Annotated in this window: 18 protein-coding genes, 2 tRNA genes, 2 rRNA genes and 1 pseudogene (1 of these 23 running past the window's edge); 21 read left to right on the top strand and 2 right to left on the bottom strand. The window is 43.1% G+C overall.

The annotated features are described in order from the left end of the window. Positions 1–85: 85 nt before the first annotated feature. From dapD to STO1_RS09010, 4 genes are read left to right on the top strand one after another with little or no spacing between them, the layout of a single operon-like run. Entirely contained in the window at positions 86–784 is a 699-nt protein-coding gene (dapD, locus tag STO1_RS09025; protein ID WP_061588511.1) for a 2,3,4,5-tetrahydropyridine-2,6-dicarboxylate N-acetyltransferase, read from the top strand. 59 nt (positions 785–843) lie between these two features. Continuing rightward, positions 844–1,974, top strand: a complete 1,131-nt coding sequence (locus STO1_RS09020; protein WP_061588512.1) for an N-acetyldiaminopimelate deacetylase — start codon at positions 844–846, stop codon at positions 1,972–1,974. An 11-nt stretch (positions 1,975–1,985) separates the two neighbouring features. Next, positions 1,986–2,525, top strand: a complete 540-nt coding sequence (locus tag STO1_RS09015) for a 5-formyltetrahydrofolate cyclo-ligase (RefSeq protein ID WP_061588513.1) — start codon at positions 1,986–1,988, stop codon at positions 2,523–2,525. Beyond that, positions 2,509–3,189 carry a rhomboid family intramembrane serine protease gene (locus tag STO1_RS09010; protein ID WP_096422869.1) on the top strand — a complete coding sequence of 227 codons (681 nt, stop codon included), beginning with the start codon at positions 2,509–2,511 and terminating at the stop codon, positions 3,187–3,189. Before STO1_RS09015 ends, STO1_RS09010 begins: the two co-directional genes overlap by 17 nt. 121 nt (positions 3,190–3,310) lie before the next feature. On the opposite strand, the gene galU is transcribed toward STO1_RS09010, so the two are convergent. Together galU and STO1_RS09000 are read right to left on the bottom strand one after the other, a co-directional pair. Next, entirely contained in the window at positions 3,311–4,210 is a 900-nt protein-coding gene (galU, locus tag STO1_RS09005) for a UTP--glucose-1-phosphate uridylyltransferase GalU (RefSeq protein WP_000811028.1), read from the bottom strand. Positions 4,211–4,231: 21 nt separating this feature from the next. Next, positions 4,232–5,248 (bottom strand): NAD(P)H-dependent glycerol-3-phosphate dehydrogenase, encoded by a 1,017-nt coding sequence (locus tag STO1_RS09000; protein ID WP_033585444.1) that lies wholly within the window; start codon positions 5,246–5,248, stop codon positions 4,232–4,234. A gap of 206 nt (positions 5,249–5,454) precedes the next feature. Between STO1_RS09000 and STO1_RS08995 the strand changes: the two genes are divergently transcribed. From STO1_RS08995 to STO1_RS08915, 17 genes and pseudogenes are all read left to right on the top strand, one after another. Continuing rightward, complete coding sequence (locus STO1_RS08995; protein WP_095726400.1) at positions 5,455–7,161, top strand: ABC transporter ATP-binding protein; 1,707 nt, start codon at positions 5,455–5,457, stop codon at positions 7,159–7,161. Position 7,162: 1 nt separating this feature from the next. After that, positions 7,163–8,929, top strand: a complete 1,767-nt coding sequence (locus STO1_RS08990) for an ABC transporter ATP-binding protein (RefSeq protein WP_084943961.1) — start codon at positions 7,163–7,165, stop codon at positions 8,927–8,929. 137 nt (positions 8,930–9,066) lie between these two features. Then, the gene (locus STO1_RS08985) at positions 9,067–9,756 is read left to right on the top strand and encodes a gamma-glutamyl-gamma-aminobutyrate hydrolase family protein (RefSeq protein ID WP_096422867.1); all 690 of its coding nucleotides are present in this window, start codon (positions 9,067–9,069) and stop codon (positions 9,754–9,756) included. A gap of 171 nt (positions 9,757–9,927) precedes the next feature. Further along, on the top strand, positions 9,928–11,277 hold the full coding sequence (locus STO1_RS08980; protein WP_000018239.1) for a glucose-6-phosphate isomerase: 1,350 nt from the start codon (positions 9,928–9,930) through the stop codon (positions 11,275–11,277). 183 nt (positions 11,278–11,460) lie between these two features. Beyond that, the gene (locus STO1_RS08975; protein WP_001000838.1) at positions 11,461–12,261 is read left to right on the top strand and encodes an SDR family oxidoreductase; all 801 of its coding nucleotides are present in this window, start codon (positions 11,461–11,463) and stop codon (positions 12,259–12,261) included. A 62-nt stretch (positions 12,262–12,323) separates the two neighbouring features. After that, the gene (locus tag STO1_RS08970; RefSeq protein ID WP_080976170.1) at positions 12,324–14,150 is read left to right on the top strand and encodes a BglG family transcription antiterminator; all 1,827 of its coding nucleotides are present in this window, start codon (positions 12,324–12,326) and stop codon (positions 14,148–14,150) included. Continuing rightward, positions 14,150–14,647, top strand: coding sequence for a transcriptional regulator GutM (locus STO1_RS08965; RefSeq protein ID WP_002893984.1), 498 nt, complete (start codon positions 14,150–14,152; stop codon positions 14,645–14,647). The genes STO1_RS08970 and STO1_RS08965 overlap by 1 nt, the downstream gene beginning before the upstream one ends. Then, positions 14,644–15,189, top strand: coding sequence for a PTS glucitol/sorbitol transporter subunit IIC (locus STO1_RS08960; RefSeq protein WP_049490108.1), 546 nt, complete (start codon positions 14,644–14,646; stop codon positions 15,187–15,189). The genes STO1_RS08965 and STO1_RS08960 overlap by 4 nt, the downstream gene beginning before the upstream one ends. A gap of 13 nt (positions 15,190–15,202) precedes the next feature. Beyond that, positions 15,203–16,183 carry a PTS glucitol/sorbitol transporter subunit IIB gene (locus STO1_RS08955; RefSeq protein WP_000120696.1) on the top strand — a complete coding sequence of 327 codons (981 nt, stop codon included), beginning with the start codon at positions 15,203–15,205 and terminating at the stop codon, positions 16,181–16,183. A 97-nt stretch (positions 16,184–16,280) separates the two neighbouring features. Further along, positions 16,281–16,652, top strand: a complete 372-nt coding sequence (locus STO1_RS08950) for a PTS glucitol/sorbitol transporter subunit IIA (protein WP_033585537.1) — start codon at positions 16,281–16,283, stop codon at positions 16,650–16,652. A gap of 196 nt (positions 16,653–16,848) precedes the next feature. Further along, a pseudogene (gene pgi / locus STO1_RS08945) lies at positions 16,849–17,325 on the top strand (glucose-6-phosphate isomerase); the annotation flags it as partial. A 128-nt stretch (positions 17,326–17,453) separates the two neighbouring features. Next, positions 17,454–18,914, top strand: coding sequence for a glutamate--tRNA ligase (gene gltX / locus STO1_RS08940; RefSeq protein ID WP_096422865.1), 1,461 nt, complete (start codon positions 17,454–17,456; stop codon positions 18,912–18,914). Between the two features lie 12 nt (positions 18,915–18,926). Continuing rightward, the gene (locus tag STO1_RS08935) at positions 18,927–19,361 is read left to right on the top strand and encodes a cytidine deaminase family protein (protein WP_096422863.1); all 435 of its coding nucleotides are present in this window, start codon (positions 18,927–18,929) and stop codon (positions 19,359–19,361) included. Between the two features lie 116 nt (positions 19,362–19,477). Then, a tRNA-Glu gene (locus STO1_RS08930) sits at positions 19,478–19,549 on the top strand. A gap of 243 nt (positions 19,550–19,792) precedes the next feature. Beyond that, positions 19,793–21,341: ribosomal RNA gene (locus tag STO1_RS08925) — 16S ribosomal RNA — on the top strand. Between the two features lie 51 nt (positions 21,342–21,392). Next, positions 21,393–21,465, top strand: a tRNA-Ala gene (locus STO1_RS08920). Between the two features lie 122 nt (positions 21,466–21,587). After that, positions 21,588–23,186: ribosomal RNA gene (locus tag STO1_RS08915) — 23S ribosomal RNA — on the top strand (it continues 1,304 nt past the right edge of the window). The 16S and 23S rRNA genes sit together here with 2 tRNA genes alongside, the layout of an rRNA operon.

Below are 23,186 nucleotides of genomic sequence, written 5' to 3'. Positions count from 1 at the left end.
AGACGATTATTTTGATAGTTTAGGCTTCAAATTTGAAGCCTTTTTTGGTAGAATAGGTATCATTATAATGAACTAGGAGGCGCCTATGACTGCCACAAAAATGAATGCCCAAGAAATCATCCAATTTATCGCCAATGCAGAGAAGAAAACCAGTGTCAAAGTAACCTTTGAAGGACAACTAGCGTCTGCTGTTCCTAGCTCTGTTGTCAAATTAGGCAATGTTCTTTTTGGAGATTGGAAGGATATCGCTCCGCTTCTCGAAGGCTTGGTAGAAAATCAAGATTATGTTGTCGAACAAGATGCTCGTAATTCTGCCGTTCCTTTGTTAGATAAACGTGCTATCAATGCTCGTATCGAGCCAGGTGCTATTATCCGCGACCAAGTGGAAATTGGTGACAATGCTGTTATCATGATGGGAGCTGTTATCAATATTGGAGCAGAAATCGGTGCAGGAACCATGATTGATATGGGTGCTATCCTTGGTGGTCGTGCCATCGTTGGGAAGAACAGCCACGTTGGTGCAGGGGCAGTTTTGGCAGGTGTGATTGAACCAGCTAGTGCCGATCCAGTCCGTGTCGGGGACAATGTTCTCATCGGAGCCAATGCAGTGGTCATCGAAGGTGTCCAAATCGGTAGTGGTTCAGTTGTCGCTGCAGGAGCTATCGTGACTCAAGATGTTCCAGAAAATGTAGTGGTAGCAGGCGTTCCAGCTCGTATTATCAAAGAGATTGATGCCCAAACCCAACAAAAAACAGCGCTAGAAGATGCGCTTCGTACCTTGTAAAAATAAAAAGAGGCGGATACTTCTCCCAGCCTCTTTCTGCTATATAGGAGGACAGATAGATGTTAGATTTGATTCAGACTAGACGAGATTTACACCAAATTCCAGAGATTGGCTTGGAGGAGTTCAAGACTCAGGCTTATTTGTTGGCTGTGATTGAGAAATTGACTGCGGGCAAGGACTTTGTTCAAGTTCGTACCTGGCGGACAGGGATTTTGGTCTACCTGCAGGGAAGCCAGCCAGAGCGGACCATTGGTTGGCGGACAGATATTGATGGCCTACCTATCGTCGAACAAACGGGCCTTCCTTTTTCTTCCCAACATCACGGTCGTATGCATGCTTGTGGCCATGATTTTCACATGACCATTGCCTTGGGCTGTCTCGAACGAGCTCTTGAGGAGCAACCAAAGAATAATCTGCTTTTTCTGTTTCAACCTGCTGAAGAAAATGAAGCTGGTGGTATGCTCATGTATGAGGACGGTGCTTTTGGGGACTGGTTGCCAGACCAGTTTTATGGACTCCATGTTCGTCCAGATTTGAAAGTCGGCCAGATTGCGACCAATACCCATACACTTTTTGCAGGGACTTGTGAGGTGAAGATTCGTTTCAAAGGAAAAGGAGGACACGCAGCCTTTCCACATGAAGCCAATGACGCCTTAGTGGCCGCTAGTTACTTTGTGACCCAGGTACAGTCAGTTGTCAGCCGCAATGTCAATCCAATCGAAGGAGCAGTGGTCACCTTTGGCGTTTTTCAGGCTGGAACAACTAACAATGTCATTACAGACACAGCCTTTTTACACGGAACCATTCGAGCTTTGACTCAGGACATGAGCCTCTTGGTGCAAAAAAGAGTCAAGACAGTCGCAGAAGGTGTTGCAGCAGCCTTTGATATGGAAGTCGAAGTGGAACTCAAACAAGGAGGTTACCTGCCTGTTGAGAATAATCCAGCCTTGGCGCGTGAACTGATGACATTCTTTGAAGAAAAAGAAGGAATCGAGTTGATTGATATCGAGCCTGCTATGACAGGTGAAGATTTTGGTTACCTCCTTTCGAAGGTAGACGGTGTTATGTTCTGGCTAGGTATCGATAGTCCTTACGCCCTTCACCACCCTCAGATGAGCCCCAAGGAAGAAGCCTTAGCCATTGGGGTGGATGCGGTCTCTAGCTTTCTTCAAAAGAAGGCGGCAGAGTAGAGGGATTGTCTATGAAATCGGAATTGCGCAAGCAAGTCTTGCAAGAAATGAAGTCTACCCCTCAGAAACAAAAAATGGCTATGGATCAAGCCTTAACAGAACGATTTTTGAATCATCCTTTTTACCAAGAAGCCAGGGTCATCGCAACCTACCTCTCTTTTCCGCATGAGTTTCAAACGCAGGGACTGATCAACCAGGCATTGAAGGACGGCAAAAAGGTTTTGATACCTAAAACCTATCCCAAGGGTTTCATGGAGTTTGTGGTCTACAATCCACAGCAGTTGAAAAAAACTTCCTTTGGTTTACTGGAGCCCCAAGGGGGCTTGGAAGTGGTGGATACCTCCCGGATTGATCTGATTCATGTTCCGGGCTTGGCTTTTACGACAGAGGGTTATCGGATCGGATATGGCGGAGGCTATTACGACCGCTATCTGGAGAATTTTGCTGGTCAGACCATGAGTACAATCTATCCTTGTCAAATCCAGAATTTCAACTCGGAAGACCATGATATTCCCGTTCAGGAGGTGCTAATCTATGAAGGAAATTTTTGACAAACGTTACCCTGTGACTAGTTTTTTTCTCCTAGTGACTGGCTTTGTATTTCTACTGATGCTGATTACTACGGGTGTGAACTTTGATCAGGCAAAAACTCTTTTTCAGTTTGGAGCTATGTATGGACCGACTATTCGTCTGTTTCCAGAGCAGATCTGGCGCCTTTTTTCGGCTATATTTGTGCACATAGGCTGGGAGCATTTCATTGTCAATATGCTTTCTCTCTACTTTCTTGGACGACAGGTGGAGGAGATTTTCGGCTCTAAGCAGTTCTTCTTTCTCTATCTCTTATCAGGAATGATGGGCAATCTCTTTGTGTTTGCTTTTACACCGAAAGTCCTTGCAGCAGGAGCATCCACTTCTCTTTACGGACTATTTGCTACGATTATTGTTTTGCGCTACGCAACTCGCAACCCCTATATCCAGCAGTTAGGGCAATCCTACCTGACGCTTTTTGTGATAAATATCATTGGAAGTGTTCTGATCCCAGGAATCAGCCTAGCAGGGCATATTGGCGGCGCAGTAGGTGGGGCCTTTCTAGCAATCATCTTTCCAGTCAAATGGGGAAAAAGGATGTATAGTACCAGCCAGCGAATCGGAGCAGCCCTATTTTTTATCGCACTAGCCGTTTTCCTTTTCTATAAAGGAATGAACTATGTGTAGGGGGGAATAGTTAAAAGCGAGCACCGATTCGGTTGCTAATAAGTCATCTGCAAAGATGGCTTTTTTTATTGCAAGCTTCAACAAAAAAACAAAGCCCTTATTTAAGAGCTTTGTTTTTCTTCTATTCCCCCTCAGCTAACTCTTTCCCAAGTTGGATGAGGTAGTCTTTCAAGTCGTCTTTAACTTGTGGGTGTTTGAGAGCGTAGTCGATGGATGTTTTCATAAAGCCAAACTTGTCCCCGACATCGTAACGAGCCCCCTTGAACTCACGAGCAAACACACGTTGTGTTTTATTGAGGGTATCGATTGCATCTGTCAGCTGAATTTCATTTCCTGCACCTGGAGCTTGGTTTTCGAGGATTTGGAAAATTTCAGGAGTGAGGAGGTAGCGTCCGATGATAGCAAGGTCGCTAGGAGCATCCTCTGGCGCAGGTTTTTCAACGAAGGTTTCAACGCTATAAAGGCCGTCTTTTCCTTCGCCTTGTGGAGCAATAACCCCGTAAGCAGAGACTTCGTCGTGAGGGACTGGCATAACAGCGATAGTAGACGCGTGGGTACGCTCGTAGTCATCCATGAGTTGTTTGGTAAGTGGAACAGCCTTTTCGTTCGTGATATCCATCAAGTCATCACCAAGCATAACGACAAAAGGTTCATTTCCGACGAAAGCTTTGGCTTGCAAGACAGCATCTCCGAGACCACGTGGATGTGTTTGACGGATAAAATGCAGGCGCATGCCAGTTGTTTCATCAACTAGCTTCAGAAGATCTGTTTTCCCTTTTTCTTTGAGGTTGTATTCCAATTCGAAGTTTGAGTCGAAGTGGTCCTCGATGGAACGTTTTGACTTACCCGTAACAACCAAGATATCTTCGATACCAGATTTGAGAGCTTCTTCAACGATAAACTGGATAGTGGGCTTGTCTACGATTGGCAACATTTCCTTGGCCAAGGCCTTAGTTGCTGGGAGGAAACGAGTTCCCAATCCAGCGGCAGGGATGACTGCTTTTCTGACTTTTTGTTTCATGATGTTCCTTTCTATAAGGGTCTATGACCATTCGTTTTCTGCTTTAAATTCATTGCTCATGATGTCAGTGATTGCTTCTTTGATATTGACACCTTCGTAGATCACTCGGTAAATAGCCTGTGTGATTGGCATGTAGACACCCAATTCCTGAGCTAGTTCGTAAGCTGCTCGAGTTGTTGAGATTCCTTCGATGACCATGCCCATATTAGCTTCGATGTCTGCGAGGGATTCTCCACGACCGAGAGCATCACCTGCCCTCCAGTTACGAGAGTGGACAGATGTCCCCGTTACAATCAAATCTCCAACTCCAGAAAGACCGCTATAAGTCAGAGGATTAGCTCCCAGAGCGACCCCTAGACGGGTGATTTCAGCCAAGCCACGGGCAATGATAGCCGCCTTGGCATTGTCGCCAAATCCTAGACCATGTAGTGCTCCAGCGCCAACTGCGATAATGTTTTTGAGAGCACCAGCGGTTTCAACTCCGATAACATCCGTATTAGTATAGAGACGGAAGTAGTGATTGCTAAAGAGATTTTGGACGTACTGGGCCGTTTCAAGGTCTTTAGAGGCTGCAGTGATCAAAGTAATATCCCGCACAATAGTTTCCTCAGCATGGCTAGGTCCTGAAACAACGACGACTTCACTACGGAGATCGACTGGAATTTCCTCTTCAAGAATAGTTGATAGACGTTTGTGGCTATCTGGTTCCAATCCTTTGGAGGCATGCATGATGACAACCTTGTGATCAAGCACCTTTGCTACTTGTTGGGCAACCAGTCTCGTTACTTTTGTTGGGACCACAAATAAAACAGCATCCACATCCTTTAGTGTTTCTTCCAAGTCATGATAGGCTTTGATTTTTTCGTCGAGTAGGATATCTTTGAAGTAGCGTTTGTTTGTATGTTGGTTATTGATTTCATCAATTTGGTCAGAAATATTTCCCCAAATTCGAACCTCGTGTCCATTGTCGTTTAGGACCTGCGAAAGGGCAGTTCCCCAAGAACCAGGACCCAAGACAGCGATGGTTTGTTTCTTCATCTTTTCCTCCTTGTAAGAGTTCTTCCTTTCATTTTACCATAAAAAGCCTTTTCATGCATCACCTGTAGATGAAAGCGCACTAATTTATAATAAGGAGACTTCTTTGACAAGATGCCTCTTTTTTGCTAGAATAGCATCAATATGAACGAATGAGAAGGAGCTGACGCAGGATGTCGCTCCCTTTATCTATTTTATTAGGAGGAAATATGCTCATTAAAAAAATAAAAACCTATAAATGGCAGGCCTTGGCATCCTTAATGATGACAGGCTTGATGGTTGCGAGTTCGCTCTTGCAACCGCGCTATTTGCAAGAGGTGTTAGAGGCTTTGCTGGCCGGTCAAAATGAGGCTATTTATAGTATTGGCGCTTGGCTGATAGGAGTAGCCCTAGTCGGTCTGGTTGCAGGTGGGGTCAATGTAACACTTGCAGCCTACATTGCTCAAGGAGTGTCTTCGGACCTTCGTGAAGACGCTTTTCGCAAGATCCAGACTTTTTCTTATGCCAATATCGAGCAATTCAATGCGGGGAACCTTGTCGTCCGTATGACCAATGATATCAACCAAATTCAGAACGTGGTGATGATGGCTTTTCAAATTCTCTTCCGTCTCCCTCTTCTCTTTATCGGTTCCTTTATCTTGGCGGTTCACACTCTTCCGTCACTTTGGTGGGTGATTGTCCTCATGGTGCTCCTAATCTTTGCACTAACTGCTATCATGATGGGAATGATGGGGCCACGATTTGCTAAGTTTCAAACCCTTCTTGAACGGATCAATGCTATCGCCAAGGAAAATCTACGTGGTGTGCGCGTGGTCAAATCCTTTGTACAAGAAAAAGCACAATTTGACAAATTTACCGATGTTTCTGATGAACTTCTCGGCCAAAATCTTTATATCGGTTATGCCTTCTCAGTTATAGAACCCGTTATGATGCTAGTCGGCTATGGAGCGGTCTTCCTCTCTATCTGGTTGGTGGCTGGAATGGCTCAGTCAGATCCGTCTGTAGTGGGCTCGATTGCTTCCTTTATCAACTATCTCAGCCAGATTATCTTTACCATCATCATGGTTGGATTTTTAGGGAATTCTGTCAGTCGTGCCATGATTTCCTTGCGTCGTATCCGCGAAATTCTAGATACCGAGCCAGCGATGACCTTTAAAGATCTCCCAGATGAAGAGTTAGAAGGAAGTCTCTCTTTTAAAAATGTGACCTTTACCTATCCCAATGATGACGAGCCTATGCTGAAGAATGTAAGCTTTGATATTGCGCCCGGTCAGATGGTCGGTGTGGTTGGGGCTACTGGAGCAGGGAAGTCTACCTTGGCTCAGTTAATTCCACGACTGTTTGATCCACAGGAGGGATCTATTAAGATTGGTGGCAAGGATATTCGAGACGTCAGCGAGGGAACCTTACGTAAAACAGTTTCCATCGTCTTGCAACGTGCTATTCTCTTTAGCGGGACCATTGCAGATAATCTTCGTCAAGGAAAAGGCAATGCCAGCGTGTCAGAAATGGAACGTGCAGCACGAATTGCTCAAGCCAGCGAATTTATTGGGCGTATGGAAAACAAATTTGAGAGTCAGGTCGAAGAACGTGGCACCAACTTTTCTGGTGGACAAAAGCAACGGATGTCGATTGCCCGTGGGATTGTCAGCAATCCCCGTATCCTGATTTTTGACGATTCGACTTCGGCCTTGGATGCCAAGTCAGAGAGACTCGTGCAGGAAGCTTTGAATAAAGACCTGAAAGGGACGACAACCATTATCATCGCTCAAAAGATTAGTTCAGTCGTCCATGCAGACAAGATTTTGGTCTTGGACCAAGGACGCTTGATTGGAGAAGGACGGCATGCAGACTTGGTAGCTAACAATGCCGTCTACCGCGAAATCTACGAAACACAAAAGGGAAAGGAGGAATAAAATGAAAACCGTTCGATTTTTCTGGAATTATTTTAAAGTTTACAAGTTCTCCTTTGTCATTGTGGTTCTGATGGTTGCAGTTGCGACGATTGCCCAAGCCCTCTTTCCAGTTTTTTCAGGTCAAGCAGTGACGGAGCTCGCTAACCTAGTTCTGGCTTATCAAAATGGAACTTCCGAACTAGCCTGGCAGAGTTTGTCAGCTCTGATGCTGAATTTAGCTCTGGTTGTTCTCGCCCTAGTGGTATCCAGTTTGATTTACATGACCTTGATGACCCGTGTGATTGCTGAGTCAACAAATGAGATGCGTAAGGGCCTCTTTGGCAAACTCTCTCGTTTGACGGTTTCTTTCTTTGACCGCCATCAGGATGGCGACATCCTTTCTCACTTCACGAGTGACTTGGATAACATCCTTCAAGCCTTCAATGAAAGCCTAGTTCAGGTCATGAGCAATATTGCTCTTTACATCGGTTTGATTTTTGTCATGTTTTCAAGAAATGTGACGCTAGCCCTGATAACAGTAGCCAGCACCCCAGTGGCCTTTCTCATGTTGGTTTTCATCGTGAAGATGGCCCGCAAGTACACCAATCTCCAGCAAAAAGAGGTTGGGAAACTCAACGCCTACATGGATGAGAGTATTTCTGGACAGAAAGCTGTTATCGTACAAGGAATTCAAGACGACATCGTAGCAGGCTTTGTGGAGCAAAATGAGCGCGTGCGCAAGGCAACCTTTAAAGGGAGAATGTTCTCAGGCATCCTCTTTCCTGTTATGAATGGGATGAGCTTGGTCAATACGGCCATCGTTATTTTTGCAGGTTCTGCGGTCTTGCTGAACGATCCAAGTATCGAAACAACGACAGCCCTAGGTTTGATCGTCATGTTTACCCAATTTTCTCAGCAGTACTACCAGCCGATTATCCAGGTGGCTGCGAGTTGGGGGAGCCTCCAGTTGGCCTTTACTGGGGCGGATCGTATCCAAGAAATGTTCGATGCAGAAGAAGAGATTCGTCCGCAAAATGCGCCTGCCTTTACGGAATTGCGAGAAGGTGTTGAAATCAGTCACATTGATTTCTCTTATGTGCCAGACAAGCCGATTTTAAAAGATGTTAGCATTTCAGCTCCTAAGGGGCAGATGATAGCAGTTGTAGGCCCGACTGGTTCGGGGAAAACAACCATCATGAACCTCATCAATCGTTTCTACGATGTGGATGCAGGTAGCATTTCTTTTGATGGCAAAGACATTCGTGACTACGACTTGGACAGCCTGCGGAGCAAGGTCGGGATTGTCTTGCAGGATTCGGTCTTGTTTAGTGGAACGATTCGGGATAATATCCGCTTCGGTGTGCCAGATGCTAGTCAGGAGATGGTAGAAGCAGCTGCTAAGGCTACGCATATCCATGAATATATCGAAAGTCTACCAGATAAGTACGATACTCTGATTAATGATGACCAGAGCGTCTTCTCAACCGGTCAGAAGCAGTTGATTTCCATCGCTCGAACCTTAATGACGGATCCCCAGGTCTTAATCTTGGATGAGGCAACATCAAACGTGGATACTGTAACAGAGAGCAAGATTCAAAATGCTATGGAGGCAATTGTGGCAGGAAGAACGAGCTTTGTGATTGCCCATCGCTTGAAAACTATTCTCAATGCCGATCAGATTATTGTCCTTAAGGATGGTGAGGTTATCGAACAAGGAAATCATCACGAATTACTCAAGCTTGGAGGCTTTTACTCCGAACTGTACCATAATCAATTTGTCTTTGAATAAGCAAAAAAGTTGTCCTAATTTTGGGCAACTTTTTCTGATAAAAAAATTTTATCACGGACTTAAAAAATACATATTAGACAGGAGTGGGTAAGGGTGATAAGATAAGATTATCAATGGAGAACGAAAGGAAGTCAGTAATGGTAAGAACAGTTGTTGGAGTAGCGGCAAACCTATGTCCTGTAGACGCAGAAGGAAAAAACATCCACTCATCTGTATCCTGTAAATTTGCTGAAAGTATTCGTCAGATTGGCGGACTTCCTTTGGTCATTCCGGTTGGTGATGAGACACTTGTCCATGACTATGTAGAAATGATTGATAAGCTCATCTTGACTGGGGGACAAAATGTTCATCCTCAGTTTTATGGTGAGGAAAAAACAATTGATAGCGACGACTATAACCTAGCTCGCGACGAGTTTGAGCTAGCTCTTCTACAAGAAGCCTTGCGTCAGAACAAACCAATCTTAGCCATTTGCCGTGGCGTTCAGCTTGTCAACGTTGCTTTTGGTGGGACACTCAATCAGGATATTGAAGGTCATTGGCAAGGTCTACCTTTTGGGACTTCACATTCTATTGAGACAGTGGATGGCAGTGTAGTGTCTAAATTATTTGGTAAAGAAAGTCAGGTTAACTCAGTACATCGTCAGAGTATTAAAGACTTGGCACCCAATTTCCGCGTGACGGCTGTGGATCCACGTGATCAAACTGTTGAAGCAATCGAATCTATTGATGAGCACCGTATTATTGGTCTCCAGTGGCATCCAGAATTTTTGGTCAATGAAGAAGATGGCAACTTAGAATTATTTGAGTATTTATTGAATGAATTATAACGACTGGAAACCTAGTCGTTTTTTTGTCTTATTTCGTTCAAATTTTAATATTGTAACATTTTTTACGCAAATGTTTAAATTATGATAAAATTTGGAAAAATTCAGTATAAAAACTTGAAAAAATCTAAGGTAAGGGTTATGATAGAAGAGAAGAAATTTTGGAGGAATATTATGTCACATATTAAATTTGATTATTCAAAAGTATTAGATAAATTTGTTGCACCACATGAACTAGATTATATGCAGCCTCAAGTGACTGCAGCAGATTCTGCTCTGCGAAATGGTACAGGTCCTGGGGCAGAAATGACTGGCTGGTTGAACTTACCTGAAGAATATGACAAAGATGAATTTGCTCGTATTCAAAAGGCTGCTGCTAAAATCCAATCTGATAGTGAGGTATTGATCGTAATCGGTATTGGTGGTTCCTATTTAGGAGCTCGTGCAGCTATTGATTTCTTGAATAATTCATTTGTAAACTTGCAAAGAAAGGAAGAACGCAAGGCACCTCAGATCCTCTATGCTGGAAACTCTATCTCTTCAAGCTATTTGGCTGATTTGGTAGACTATGTATCAGACAAAGATTTCTCAGTAAACGTGATTTCTAAATCAGGTACAACAACTGAACCGGCTATTGCTTTCCGTGTCTTCAAAGAACTCTTGGTTAAGAAGTACGGTCAAGAAGAAGCTAACCAACGTATCTACGCAACTACAGACCGCGCTAAAGGTGCAGTTAAGGTTGAAGCAGATGCTAATGGCTGGGATACTTTTGTAGTGCCTGATAGTGTAGGTGGTCGTTTTACAGTATTGACAGCAGTGGGGCTCTTGCCAATCGCAGCTGCAGGAGCTGATATCAGCAAGTTAATGGAAGGAGCAAATGCTGCTCGCAAGGCTTATGCTTCTGATAAGTTGGCTGAAAATGAAGCATATCAATATGCAGTTGTACGCAATATCTTGTACCGTAAAGGTTATCTGACAGAAGTTCTAGCTAACTATGAACCATCTCTGCAATACTTCTCTGAGTGGTGGAAGCAACTGGCTGGTGAGTCAGAAGGGAAAGACCAAAAAGGGATTTATCCAACTTCAGCTAACTTCTCAACAGACTTGCACTCTCTGGGACAATTTATCCAGGAAGGTACCCGTATCCTCTTTGAAACAGTTATCCGTGTAGATAAACCTCGCAAAAATGTGCTGATTCCTGAATTGGCAGAAGACTTGGACGGTCTTGGCTACTTGCAAGGAAAAGATGTTGACTTTGTCAATAAAAAAGCTACAGATGGAGTGCTGTTAGCACACACTGATGGTGGAGTTCCAAATATGTTTGTGACACTGCCTGAGCAAGATGAGTTCACTTTGGGCTACACTATTTACTTCTTTGAGTTGGCTATTGCTCTTTCTGGCTACCTGAATGGTATCAATCCATTTGACCAGCCTGGAGTTGAAGCTTATAAGAAAAACATGTTTGCTCTTCTTGGGAAACCAGGCTTTGAAGAGCTGGGTGCTGAGTTGAATGCACGCCTTTGATTCTCATATGCTTTGAGTTCATTTAGAATATAAAAAGATCCACAAGTTCATTTCTTGTGGATTTTTAGTACAAGCCTCTTAATTAGTTTATTATTTTTTTTAAAAGTGTAAAAAAGAGTGTCTTAATTCTTTTATGAAAGCGCTGTATAATTGCCTTGTAAATAAAATTTGAGAGGTATCAAAATGAATGATTGGTTAAACATAAAAGGCAAAACAGTTCTTGTGACTGGCGCGTCATCTGGGATCGGTAAGGCAATCGTTGAAGAATTGCTGGAATTAGGAGTCAATGTAGCGAATTTTGATCTTAGCGACAACGATTTGCGTCACCCGAATCTATTATTTGTAAAAGTTGATGTAACTTCTCGCTCTGAAGTAGAAGAGGGTGTTGCCAAAATAGTTGAAAGATTTGGCAATATTGATGCGGTAGTCAATAATGCAGGGATTAATGTTCCCAGATTATTAATTGATGCAGAAAATCCTAAAGGTCCTTACGAGTTAGACGATGAAACGTTTGAAAAAGTAACAATGATTAATCAAAAAGGTTTGTATTTGGTTAGTCAGGCAGTAGGACGTATTTTAGTGAAAAATAGAAAAGGTGTAATTGTGAACATGGCTTCAGAAGCAGGTTTGGAAGGTTCTGAAGGACAAAGTGCCTATGCTGCAACAAAAGCAGCAGTCTATAGTTACACTCGTTCATGGGCGAAAGAGCTGGGTAAGCATGGTGTACGTGTGGTTGGAATTGCTCCAGGAATTATGGAAGCTACGGGGCTTCGAACTCTTTCTTATGAGGAAGCTCTTGCTTATACCCGTGGAAAGACGGTAGAAGATATTCGAGCTGGTTATGCTTCAACTTCAACAACTCCTTTGGGACGAAGTGGTAAACTACGGGAAGTAGCTGATCTTGTAGCATTCTATATTTCAGATCGTTCTAGCTATATAACTGGAGTCACTACAAATATTGCTGGAGGGAAAACTCGCGGTTAAAAAAATGAAGGTGAGGAAGAGAGTTGACCTTAGTAAATCGATGGTATAACATTTTAGAAAAAATGGTCTCACAGCCAACTTATTCCTTGGTAGATATGCGCTCAGAACTGGATATTAGCTTGCAAACCTTGCAAAAGAGTATCCAACAATTAAATGATGTTTTGGCTCCTAATATCCAGATTATCGCACAAGATGATCAGTTAATGTTAGAAGTGTATGACTATACAGAGTTGGAAAGGATTTTATCTGGTAGTTTAAAACAGGAGAGTGACTTCAATTCTTCCAGTAAAAGAATTGCCTATTTGCTAAAACGTTTAATTGAGTCAACCTCCCCTCTTCTTATTGACGACTTGGCTGAGGAAGTAGGTGTTAGTAGAAGTACCCTTAATAAGGATTTAAAACAAGTAAAATCTTTGGCAGAGAGTTACTCTATCACTATTTCAGGAAAGCCCAACCGTGGGCTGGAGGTCTTGGGGAGCGAGCTGAATTTGCGCTTGCTCTATATTCACCAAGTGGCTCCTTACTTTGAAGGAAGGACACTCACTGAGGCAACATCTTCTTTTCTGGAGACGCTAGTCCAGGACTATAAAATCCCTAAAGAAACACAGGAACTCCTTCGAAAGACCATTTCAATTATGGTGGAGCGTATTCATACATCTAGAGTGTTGAATTGTCCTATTCCTTACTATAGGAATGATTTAACAGAGACACCTTTAGCTGAGAAATTAATCTATCATATTGAGATGACTTATAAGATTTCTCTCAGTCAGTTTGAGATAGACTTTTTGTGTTTTCCGTTTAATGTCCGTTTTATTGACACTTTAAGCAAGACATCTTATCAATCTGAACAGCTTGCAAATATTTTTCAAGGGATTGTCAAGAAAGTCAAAGAAACAATGTTGGTTCACTTTGATGATGAAGAATTATTTGAAGAAATCAAATCTCATCTAGGCCCCTTAATCAATCGACTGATTTTCCATGTGCAAGCTAATGATATATTTCATGGCGAGGTTCAAACTCAATATCCTTTTGCTTTTGAAATGGCAAAAATAGCTGGAGAAGAACTATCTGCAATTTTTGGTTCTGAAATGGAATTATCTGAAATCGGATATCTGGCTTTGTATTTTGAAATGATTTTAAGAAAGCAAAATTCTGCTGTTAAGGGTTATCGCAAGCAGATAGCTGTAGTTTGCACAACAGGAAGAGGAACTGCTGCGATGATTATTCAGCAACTCAGACGAGTCCTTGGAAATGATGTAGACATTACTCAGTATTCTGAAGAGGATTTTAATGTGGATTTAAATCAGGACTATTTCGCGATTTTTACGACAGTTCCTCTAAAATATAAAGATTCTAAATCTCCAGTCATTCAAGTTAATCATCTTTTTGATGATCAATGGCTGCAGGAAGAATGGCAGAGGGCCAATGCTTTTCATCAAAAAAATCTAGAAACAGTCAGCTTACGTTTTCTTCGGTTGAGCCCCCAAAAAACCTATCAGCAATACTTGCTAAATATGATTTCAGAGTTAGAGAAACTTCAGATGATTGATGAAGGTTTTAGAAATCGGATAATTGATAGGGAGAAAAAGCAATCAACCATTTTTGGTGGAGGAATTGCCTTCCCCCATACAATTAACCAGGGTTATGCAAAGACTATTTTAATGTTTGGAAAACTAGAAGAGCCTTATCAAAAAGGAGATGAATGGATTGAATTTATCTTTCTAGTCGCCATACCCTCAGAAATTGAAAGAAAAATGGAAAGTGAATTGCTGGAATTGTATGACGACATTTTTCGAATTGCAGGAGAGCCTTCTCTAAAAGAAGCATTGAGGGCTGTAGAAACAGAGACAGAGTTTCTATCATTTTCTAAGAGCAAAGGAGTATTTTAATGAATTCGCTAATAATTTTCGCTGTATTTGTCATGGCAGCTTATATATTTCAAATGTTCCTCGGCTGGCAGCAACTCAAAGACTTCAATAAGACCTATACGATGCTCCGAAAACTGGGGCGCGTAGCGATTGGCAGAAAGTCCGGAAGAATAAAATCCGGTACGATTGTCATGTTCGCGGTTGATGAAAACGGTCGGGTTCTTAAAGCTAGCAAAATGCAAGGAGTCACAATCTTAGCGCGTTTTCAAAATATGGACGATTATGTTGGAGAAGACATCCATTATTTTGACAAGTATAATCCTCTTGTGAGAAAAGAAAATAAGTTGATGCAATCAGCCATAGAAGATGCTAGAAAAGTCTATCTTTGGCATGAGGCAGGTATTGAGAAAGAGACAAGTTCATCTGATTCTTTTCTGGGATTCGGCTTTTATGCGAATTACTTACAATTATCTATTAAACAGTTATTTAAAAAAAATAAGAAAAGGAGTTCCTTATGAATCACATTACAAAATTTGCAGAGAGTTTTATGAAACTCTTCCAATTAGGTGGAGAAACCTTTATTAGCTGGATGACAAATATTGTACCTCTTGTCTTGATGCTATTGATTGCAATGAATACCCTTATCGCTTTCTTGGGAGAAGAGAAGGTCAATTCCTTGGCTAAGATTTCTGCCAAAAATCCTGTTAGCCGGTATATGATTTTACCTTTCATTTCAGCTTTTATGCTGGGAAATCCGATGGCAATCAGTATGGGACGTTTCTTACCAGAATATTATAAACCTAGTTTTGTAGCAGCTCAGATGCAGTTTTGCCATACTTCAAATGGTGTATTTCCACATATCAATCCTGGGGAATTATTTGTATGGATGGGAATTGCGACAGGAATTCAAACTTTAGGTTTAAGTCAAATGGACTTAGCCATTCGTTACATGCTTGTTGGGCTTGTCATGAACTTTGTAGGTGGTTGGGTAACCGATTTTACAACTGCTTATGTAGCAAAACAGCAAGGTGTTACCTTGAGTAAAACATTTGATTTATAGAAAGAGTGAAATTATGTCATATAAGAGTATAAAAGTTGTTAAAGGAAATGGCGGTTTCGGAGGACCTTTGGTCATTACACCTAGTGAAGCTAAGCATAAATTCATCTATATTACTGGCGGCGGAGAAAAGCCAGATATTGTAGATAAAATTGCTGATTTGACCGGTATGGAAGCTGTTAATGGGTTTAAAACTTCTATCCCAGATGAGGAAATTGCTTTAGCAATCGTGGATTGTGGCGGTACTCTTCGCTGTGGTATTTATCCTAAAAAGGGAATCCCTACAATAAATATTGTTGCTACAGGGAAAAGTGGGCCTCTAGCTCAATATATAACCGAGGAAATCTATGTGTCAGCAGTTGGCCTTAATCAAATTTCTGCTGCTAATGAAGACGAAAAAGCGACAACTGTGGTAACTGAAAAGCCAACTTACGATACTAGTAAAAAAATTACAGAGCAAAAAGCTGAAACAAGTATTGTAGCACGAATTGGGATGGGGGCTGGTAAGGTCGTTGCAACTTTCAACCAGGCTGCTCGTGAAGCCATCCAAACAATGCTCAATACAATAATTCCTTTCATGGCCTTTGTTTCCTTGCTGATTGGGGTTATTCAAGGATCTGGTGTTGGAAATTGGCTGGCAAAATTAATGGTTCCCCTAGCGGGGAACATCTGGGGACTCGTTTTAATTGGCTTTATCTGTTCCTTACCATTCCTATCTCCTTTGTTAGGTCCCGGAGCTGTTATTAGTCAGATTATTGGAACTTTAATTGGAGTCGAAATCGGAAAAGGGACTATTCCGCCCCAAATGGCTCTGCCAGCTTTATTTGCTATCAACACTCAAAACGGTTGTGATTTCATTCCTGTAGCACTCGGCCTATCTGAAGCCAAGGCTGAAACAGTTGAGGTTGGTGTCCCTTCGGTACTTTATTCACGCTTTCTCAATGGTGTTCCGCGGGTGCTAGTTGCTTGGATAGCTAGTATTGGTCTTTATCAGTAGACCTTTGATAGATGCCTGAAAACAGAGAACTATTATGTTAAACTTATCTATAAGCCTAAGTTTATGACAAATTAGAGAAAGTATGAATAGAAATCAGATGAAGAAAATTTTTGAAACTAAAGTAATTCAAGTAGGGTCTGAAGCTCAGAATATGATTCAAGATGCCAATATGCTCATTTTATTTGGAGAAGAAGCACCAGAAGATTTATCAGAGTATTGTTTTAAGATTGATAACAAAAATCTGCTAGGTTCAATACTAGAAGGTGGCAAGCTGGTGGTAGATAATCAGGAATATTCGATTAGTTCCGTAGGAAATGTAGTAGAAAAAAATTTAACTGGACTGGGACATATCACGATTTCTTTTGATGGTTCAAAAGAGGGGAGCCTTCCTGGTACACTCCATGTTGTAGCAGATCAAGCGGTAGTAATTGATAAAGATTCTACCATTCAGATTTTTGAAACTGCTTAACCATAATAAAATTTCAAATCAAGCAATTTAGAAAAATAAAAGTCTAAAAAATTGATTCAGAGCCTGGACCAAAAGTCCAGGCTTCTGGGTCTAAATTAGAAAAAATAGATGACGCAGTGGTTGATTGGCAAGTCAATCAAACTAGCCAGTCAGTGCAAGGGAATTTCCAGCAGATGCATCCACAAGGGGTGCCTGAACAGAAGGAAAAGACCAAAAAGGGATTTACCCAACTTCAGCTAATTTCTCAACAGACCTACACTCATTGGGTCAATTTATCCAAGAAGGAACTCGTATCATGTTTGAAACAGTTGTCCGTGTTGACAAACCACGTAAGAACGTGATTATCCCTACTTTGGAAGAAGATCTTGATGGACTTGGTTACCTTCAGGGAAAAGACGTTGACTTCGTTAACAAAAAAGCAACTGACGGTGTTCTTCTTGCCCACACTGACGGTGACGTACCAAACATGTACGTAACTCTTCCTGAGCAAGATGCCTTCACTCTTGGATACACTATCTACTTCTTCGAATTGGCTATCGCCCTTTCAGGTTACTTGAATGCCATCAACCCATTTGACCAACCAGGTGTTGAAGCTTACAAACGCAACATGTTTGCCCTTCTTGGAAAACCAGGATTTGAAGAATTGAGCAAAGAGCTTAACGCACGTCTATAATAAAAGAAAAGAGTGGCTTGTCCACTCTTTTTTACTCTCTTTATTCGTAGACATTGGACTCAGGCGAGACTTGTGATATAATATAGAAAGCAAAAAGGCAGACGCCTAGAGACTTTATAGGAGAAACTATGTCAAAAGATATCCGCGTACGCTACGCACCAAGTCCAACAGGACTACTACACATCGGAAATGCCCGTACAGCATTGTTTAACTACCTTTACGCACGCCATCATGGTGGAACTTTTATCATTCGTATCGAAGATACTGACCGTAAACGCCATGTCGAAGATGGGGAACGTTCACAGCTTGAAAATCTTCGCTGGTTGGGGATTGACTGGGATGAAAGTCCAGAAACTCATGAAAACTATCGCCAATCAGAGCGTTTGGAACTCTATCAAAAATACATCGACCAATTGCTAGCCGAAGGAAAAGCCTACAAATCTTACGTTACAGAAGAAGAGTTGGCAGCTGAGCGCGAACGCCAAGAAGCAGCTGGCGAAACACCACGTTACATCAATGAATATCTTGGCATGAGCGAAGAAGAAAAAGCAGCTTACGTCGCAGAACGTGAAGCAGCTGGTATCATCCCAACTGTTCGTTTGGCTGTTAACGAGTCTGGTATCTACAAATGGCATGATATGGTCAAAGGTGATATCGAGTTTGAAGGTGGCAACATCGGTGGTGACTGGGTTATCCAAAAGAAAGATGGTTACCCAACATACAATTTTGCCGTTGTGATCGATGACCACGATATGCAAATCTCTCACGTTATCCGCGGTGATGACCATATTGCTAATACTCCAAAACAACTCATGGTCTATGAGGCTCTTGGTTGGGAAGCACCAGAGTTTGGTCACATGACTTTGATCATCAACTCTGAAACAGGTAAAAAATTGTCTAAACGTGACACCAATACCCTTCAGTTTATAGAAGACTACCGTAAAAAAGGCTATTTGCCAGAAGCAGTCTTTAACTTTATCGCCCTTCTTGGTTGGAATCCAGGTGGCGAAGATGAAATTTTCTCTCGTGAGGAATTGATTAAACTCTTTGATGAAAATCGTCTCAGCAAGTCACCAGCTGCATTTGATCAGAAGAAACTAGACTGGATGAGCAACGACTACATCAAGAAAGCAGAACTTGCTACTATCTTTGAAATGGCTAAACCTTACTTAGAAGAAGCAGGGCGTTTGACTGACAAGTCTGAAAAAATGGTGGAACTATACAAACCACAAATGAAGTCAGTGGATGAAATCGTTCCATTGACAGATCTTTTCTTCTCAGATTTCCCAGAGTTGACAGACGCTGAGCGTGAGGTCATGGCAGGAGAAACCGTTCCGGTTGTTCTAGAAGCCTTCAAAGCGAAACTAGAAGCAATGACAGACGATGAATTTGTGACAGAAAACATCTTCCCACAAATCAAAGCAGTTCAAAAAGAAACAGGTATCAAAGGAAAAAATCTCTTCATGCCGATTCGTATTGCTGTATCAGGTGAAATGCATGGACCAGAATTACCAGACACCATTTTCTTACTCGGACGTGAAAAGTCAATTCAGCATATCGATAATATGCTGAAAGAGATTTCCAAATAAAAAGGACTTCCAATGGATACATGGGAAAAGATGTATGAAGAAGCACGAATCCTATTCAATCCCCATGAAGTTTCTGACTTTGTTTATGCTAATCATGTTGTTGCTGCGGTAGAAGCAGAAGATGGTCAAATCTTCACAGGATTCTGTATGGAGGGCACTTGTGGCGTTTTTCATCTTTGTGCAGAACGAGCGGCTCTCTTCAATATGTATCAATTTTCAGGACAAACTAAAGTTAAGAAAATCCTCGCCTTTCGAGATAAACCTCCCTACGGCGAAGGATCAGGTATGCCCTGTGGCGCATGCAGAGAATTTCTCTTAGAATTGAATGCTGAAAATAAAGAAGCAGAGTTCATGATGGACTACAAAACAAGAAAAACAATCAAAGTTGCCGAGTTAATCCCATACTGGTGGGGAGAGGAACGTGCGACTAATTGGCAAGATAAATAGAAGGAGTCAGTTTTACTGGCTCTTTTCCCCTTATTTTTTCAGAATTTCGATAAAGAGGAAAAAAGTTCTTGACAAAGGGGAAAAAGTAGGTATAATAGAAAGAGTTGAAAAGCTCAGGTCCGTTGGTCAAGGGGTTAAGACACCGCCTTTTCACGGCGGTAACACGGGTTCGAATCCCGTACGGACTATGGTATATTGCGGATGGAACACTTGATGAAAAAAGTTCAAAAAAGTTTCAAAAAACTGTTGACAGAGAGAGTTAGCTGTGATATACTAATATAGTTGTCGCTTGAGAGAGATTGAGTGACAAAGACCTTTGAAAACTGAACAAGACGAACCAATGTGCAGGGCACTACAACTAATGTTGTAGTACTGAACAATGAAAAAAACAATAAATCTGTCAGTGACAGAAATGAGTGAGAACTCAAACTTTTAATGAGAGTTTGATCCTGGCTCAGGACGAACGCTGGCGGCGTGCCTAATACATGCAAGTAGAACGCTGAAGCTTGGTGCTTGCACCGAGCGGATGAGTTGCGAACGGGTGAGTAACGCGTAGGTAACCTGCCTGGTAGCGGGGGATAACTATTGGAAACGATAGCTAATACCGCATAAAATGGATTATCGCATGATAATCGATTGAAAGGTGCAAATGCATCACTACCAGATGGACCTGCGTTGTATTAGCTAGTTGGTGGGGTAACGGCTCACCAAGGCGACGATACATAGCCGACCTGAGAGGGTGATCGGCCACACTGGGACTGAGACACGGCCCAGACTCCTACGGGAGGCAGCAGTAGGGAATCTTCGGCAATGGACGGAAGTCTGACCGAGCAACGCCGCGTGAGTGAAGAAGGTTTTCGGATCGTAAAGCTCTGTTGTAAGAGAAGAACGAGTGTGAGAGTGGAAAGTTCACACTGTGACGGTATCTTACCAGAAAGGGACGGCTAACTACGTGCCAGCAGCCGCGGTAATACGTAGGTCCCGAGCGTTGTCCGGATTTATTGGGCGTAAAGCGAGCGCAGGCGGTTAGATAAGTCTGAAGTTAAAGGCTGTGGCTTAACCATAGTACGCTTTGGAAACTGTTTAACTTGAGTGCAAGAGGGGAGAGTGGAATTCCATGTGTAGCGGTGAAATGCGTAGATATATGGAGGAACACCGGTGGCGAAAGCGGCTCTCTGGCTTGTAACTGACGCTGAGGCTCGAAAGCGTGGGGAGCAAACAGGATTAGATACCCTGGTAGTCCACGCCGTAAACGATGAGTGCTAGGTGTTAGACCCTTTCCGGGGTTTAGTGCCGCAGCTAACGCATTAAGCACTCCGCCTGGGGAGTACGACCGCAAGGTTGAAACTCAAAGGAATTGACGGGGGCCCGCACAAGCGGTGGAGCATGTGGTTTAATTCGAAGCAACGCGAAGAACCTTACCAGGTCTTGACATCCCTCTGACCGCTCTAGAGATAGAGTTTTCCTTCGGGACAGAGGTGACAGGTGGTGCATGGTTGTCGTCAGCTCGTGTCGTGAGATGTTGGGTTAAGTCCCGCAACGAGCGCAACCCCTATTGTTAGTTGCCATCATTCAGTTGGGCACTCTAGCGAGACTGCCGGTAATAAACCGGAGGAAGGTGGGGATGACGTCAAATCATCATGCCCCTTATGACCTGGGCTACACACGTGCTACAATGGCTGGTACAACGAGTCGCAAGCCGGTGACGGCAAGCTAATCTCTTAAAGCCAGTCTCAGTTCGGATTGTAGGCTGCAACTCGCCTACATGAAGTCGGAATCGCTAGTAATCGCGGATCAGCACGCCGCGGTGAATACGTTCCCGGGCCTTGTACACACCGCCCGTCACACCACGAGAGTTTGTAACACCCGAAGTCGGTGAGGTAACCTTTTAGGAGCCAGCCGCCTAAGGTGGGATAGATGATTGGGGTGAAGTCGTAACAAGGTAGCCGTATCGGAAGGTGCGGCTGGATCACCTCCTTTCTAAGGATAAGGAACTGCACATTGGTCTTGTTTAGTCTTGAGAGGTCTTGTGGGGCCTTAGCTCAGCTGGGAGAGCGCCTGCTTTGCACGCAGGAGGTCAGCGGTTCGATCCCGCTAGGCTCCATTGGTGAGAGATCACCAAGTAATGCACATTGAAAATTGAATATCTATATCAAATAGTAACAAGAAAATAAACCGAAACGCTGTAGTATTAAAAGAGTTTATGACTGAAAGGTCAGAAAATAAGGTTAAGTTAATAAGGGCGCACGGTGGATGCCTTGGCACTAGGAGCCGAAGAAGGACGTGACAAACGACGATATGCCTTGGGTAGCTGTAAGTAAGCGATGATCCAGGGATTTCCGAATGGGGGAAACCAACAGGTACTACCTGTTACCCACATCTGTTAAGGATGTGAGGAGGAAGACGCAGTGAACTGAAACATCTAAGTAGCTGCAGGAAGAGAAAGCAAAAGCGATTGCCTTAGTAGCGGCGAGCGAAACGGCAGGAGGGCAAACCGAAGAGTTTACTCTTCGGGGTTGTAGGACTGCAAAGTGGACTCAAAGATTATAGAAGAATGATTTGGGAAGATCAGCCAAAGAGAGTAAGAGCCTCGTATTTAAAATAGTCTTTGTACCTAGCAGTATCCTGAGTACGGCGGGACACGAGAAATCCCGTCGGAATCTGGGAGGACCATCTCCCAACCCTAAATACTCCCTAGTGACCGATAGTGAACCAGTACCGTGAGGGAAAGGTGAAAAGCACCCCGGGAGGGGAGTGAAATAGAACCTGAAACCGTGTGCCTACAACAAGTTCGAGCCCGTTAATGGGTGAGAGCGTGCCTTTTGTAGAATGAACCGGCGAGTTACGATATGATGCGAGGTTAAGTTGAAGAGACGGAGCCGTAGGGAAACCGAGTCTGAATAGGGCGCATTAGTATCATGTCGTAGACCCGAAACCATGTGACCTACCCATGAGCAGGTTGAAGGTGCGGTAAGACGCACTGGAGGACCGAACCAGGGCACGTTGAAAAGTGCTTGGATGACTTGTGGGTAGCGGAGAAATTCCAAACGAACTTGGAGATAGCTGGTTCTCTCCGAAATAGCTTTAGGGCTAGCGTCGACATTAGAGATTCTTGGAGGTAGAGCACTGTTTGGGTGAGGGGTCCATCCCGGATTACCAATCTCAGATAAACTCCGAATGCCAAAGAATTATGGTCGGCAGTCAGACTGCGAGTGCTAAGATCCGTAGTCGAAAGGGAAACAGCCCAGACCACCAGCTAAGGTCCCAAAATAATTGTTAAGTGGAAAAGGATGTGGGGTTGCACAGACAACTAGGATGTTAGCTTAGAAGCAGCTATTCATTCAAAGAGTGCGTAATAGCTCACTAGTCGAGTGACCCTGCGCCGAAAATGTACCGGGGCTAAAACAATTTACCGAAGCTGTGGATACCTTTATAGGTATGGTAGGAGAGCGTTCTATGTGTGGAGAAGGTGTACCGTGAGGAGCGCTGGAACGCATAGAAGTGAGAATGCCGGTATGAGTAGCGAAAGACAGGTGAGAATCCTGTCCACCGTAAGACTAAGGTTTCCAGGGGAAGGCTCGTCCGCCCTGGGTTAGTCGGGACCTAAGGAGAGACCGAAAGGTGTATCCGATGGACAACAGGTTGATATTCCTGTACTAGAGTATGTAGTGATGGAGGGACGCAGTAGGCTAACTAAAGCAGACGAATGGAAGTGTCTGTCTAAGCAGTGAGGTGTGATATGAGTCAAATGCTTATATCTATAACATTGAGCTGTAATGGGGAGCGAAGTTTAGTAGCGAAGTTAGTGACGTCACACTGCCAAGA

Source organism: Streptococcus oralis subsp. tigurinus, assembly GCF_002356415.1.
In the GTDB taxonomy this organism is placed as follows: domain Bacteria; phylum Bacillota; class Bacilli; order Lactobacillales; family Streptococcaceae; genus Streptococcus; species Streptococcus oralis_F.
The sequence above is the reverse complement of the archived record's forward strand: the minus strand, read 5'-3'. Positions and strand labels throughout refer to the sequence as shown.

What these genes read in the sequence shown, in the direction of transcription:
- dapD (WP_061588511.1), top strand. Translation starts at nt 86, where the DNA reads ATGACTGCCACAAAAATGAATGCCCAAGAAATCATCCAATTTATCGCC.
- STO1_RS09020 (WP_061588512.1), top strand. Translation starts at nt 844, where the DNA reads ATGTTAGATTTGATTCAGACTAGACGAGATTTACACCAAATTCCAGAG.
- STO1_RS09015 (WP_061588513.1), top strand. Translation starts at nt 1,986, where the DNA reads ATGAAATCGGAATTGCGCAAGCAAGTCTTGCAAGAAATGAAGTCTACC.
- STO1_RS09010 (WP_096422869.1), top strand. Translation starts at nt 2,509, where the DNA reads ATGAAGGAAATTTTTGACAAACGTTACCCTGTGACTAGTTTTTTTCTC.
- galU (WP_000811028.1), bottom strand. Translation starts at nt 4,210, where the DNA reads ATGAAACAAAAAGTCAGAAAAGCAGTCATCCCTGCCGCTGGATTGGGA.
- STO1_RS09000 (WP_033585444.1), bottom strand. Translation starts at nt 5,248, where the DNA reads ATGAAGAAACAAACCATCGCTGTCTTGGGTCCTGGTTCTTGGGGAACT.
- STO1_RS08995 (WP_095726400.1), top strand. Translation starts at nt 5,455, where the DNA reads ATGCTCATTAAAAAAATAAAAACCTATAAATGGCAGGCCTTGGCATCC.
- STO1_RS08990 (WP_084943961.1), top strand. Translation starts at nt 7,163, where the DNA reads ATGAAAACCGTTCGATTTTTCTGGAATTATTTTAAAGTTTACAAGTTC.
- STO1_RS08985 (WP_096422867.1), top strand. Translation starts at nt 9,067, where the DNA reads ATGGTAAGAACAGTTGTTGGAGTAGCGGCAAACCTATGTCCTGTAGAC.
- STO1_RS08980 (WP_000018239.1), top strand. Translation starts at nt 9,928, where the DNA reads ATGTCACATATTAAATTTGATTATTCAAAAGTATTAGATAAATTTGTT.
- STO1_RS08975 (WP_001000838.1), top strand. Translation starts at nt 11,461, where the DNA reads ATGAATGATTGGTTAAACATAAAAGGCAAAACAGTTCTTGTGACTGGC.
- STO1_RS08970 (WP_080976170.1), top strand. Translation starts at nt 12,324, where the DNA reads ATGGTCTCACAGCCAACTTATTCCTTGGTAGATATGCGCTCAGAACTG.
- STO1_RS08965 (WP_002893984.1), top strand. Translation starts at nt 14,150, where the DNA reads ATGAATTCGCTAATAATTTTCGCTGTATTTGTCATGGCAGCTTATATA.
- STO1_RS08960 (WP_049490108.1), top strand. Translation starts at nt 14,644, where the DNA reads ATGAATCACATTACAAAATTTGCAGAGAGTTTTATGAAACTCTTCCAA.
- STO1_RS08955 (WP_000120696.1), top strand. Translation starts at nt 15,203, where the DNA reads ATGTCATATAAGAGTATAAAAGTTGTTAAAGGAAATGGCGGTTTCGGA.
- STO1_RS08950 (WP_033585537.1), top strand. Translation starts at nt 16,281, where the DNA reads ATGAAGAAAATTTTTGAAACTAAAGTAATTCAAGTAGGGTCTGAAGCT.
- gltX (WP_096422865.1), top strand. Translation starts at nt 17,454, where the DNA reads ATGTCAAAAGATATCCGCGTACGCTACGCACCAAGTCCAACAGGACTA.
- STO1_RS08935 (WP_096422863.1), top strand. Translation starts at nt 18,927, where the DNA reads ATGGATACATGGGAAAAGATGTATGAAGAAGCACGAATCCTATTCAAT.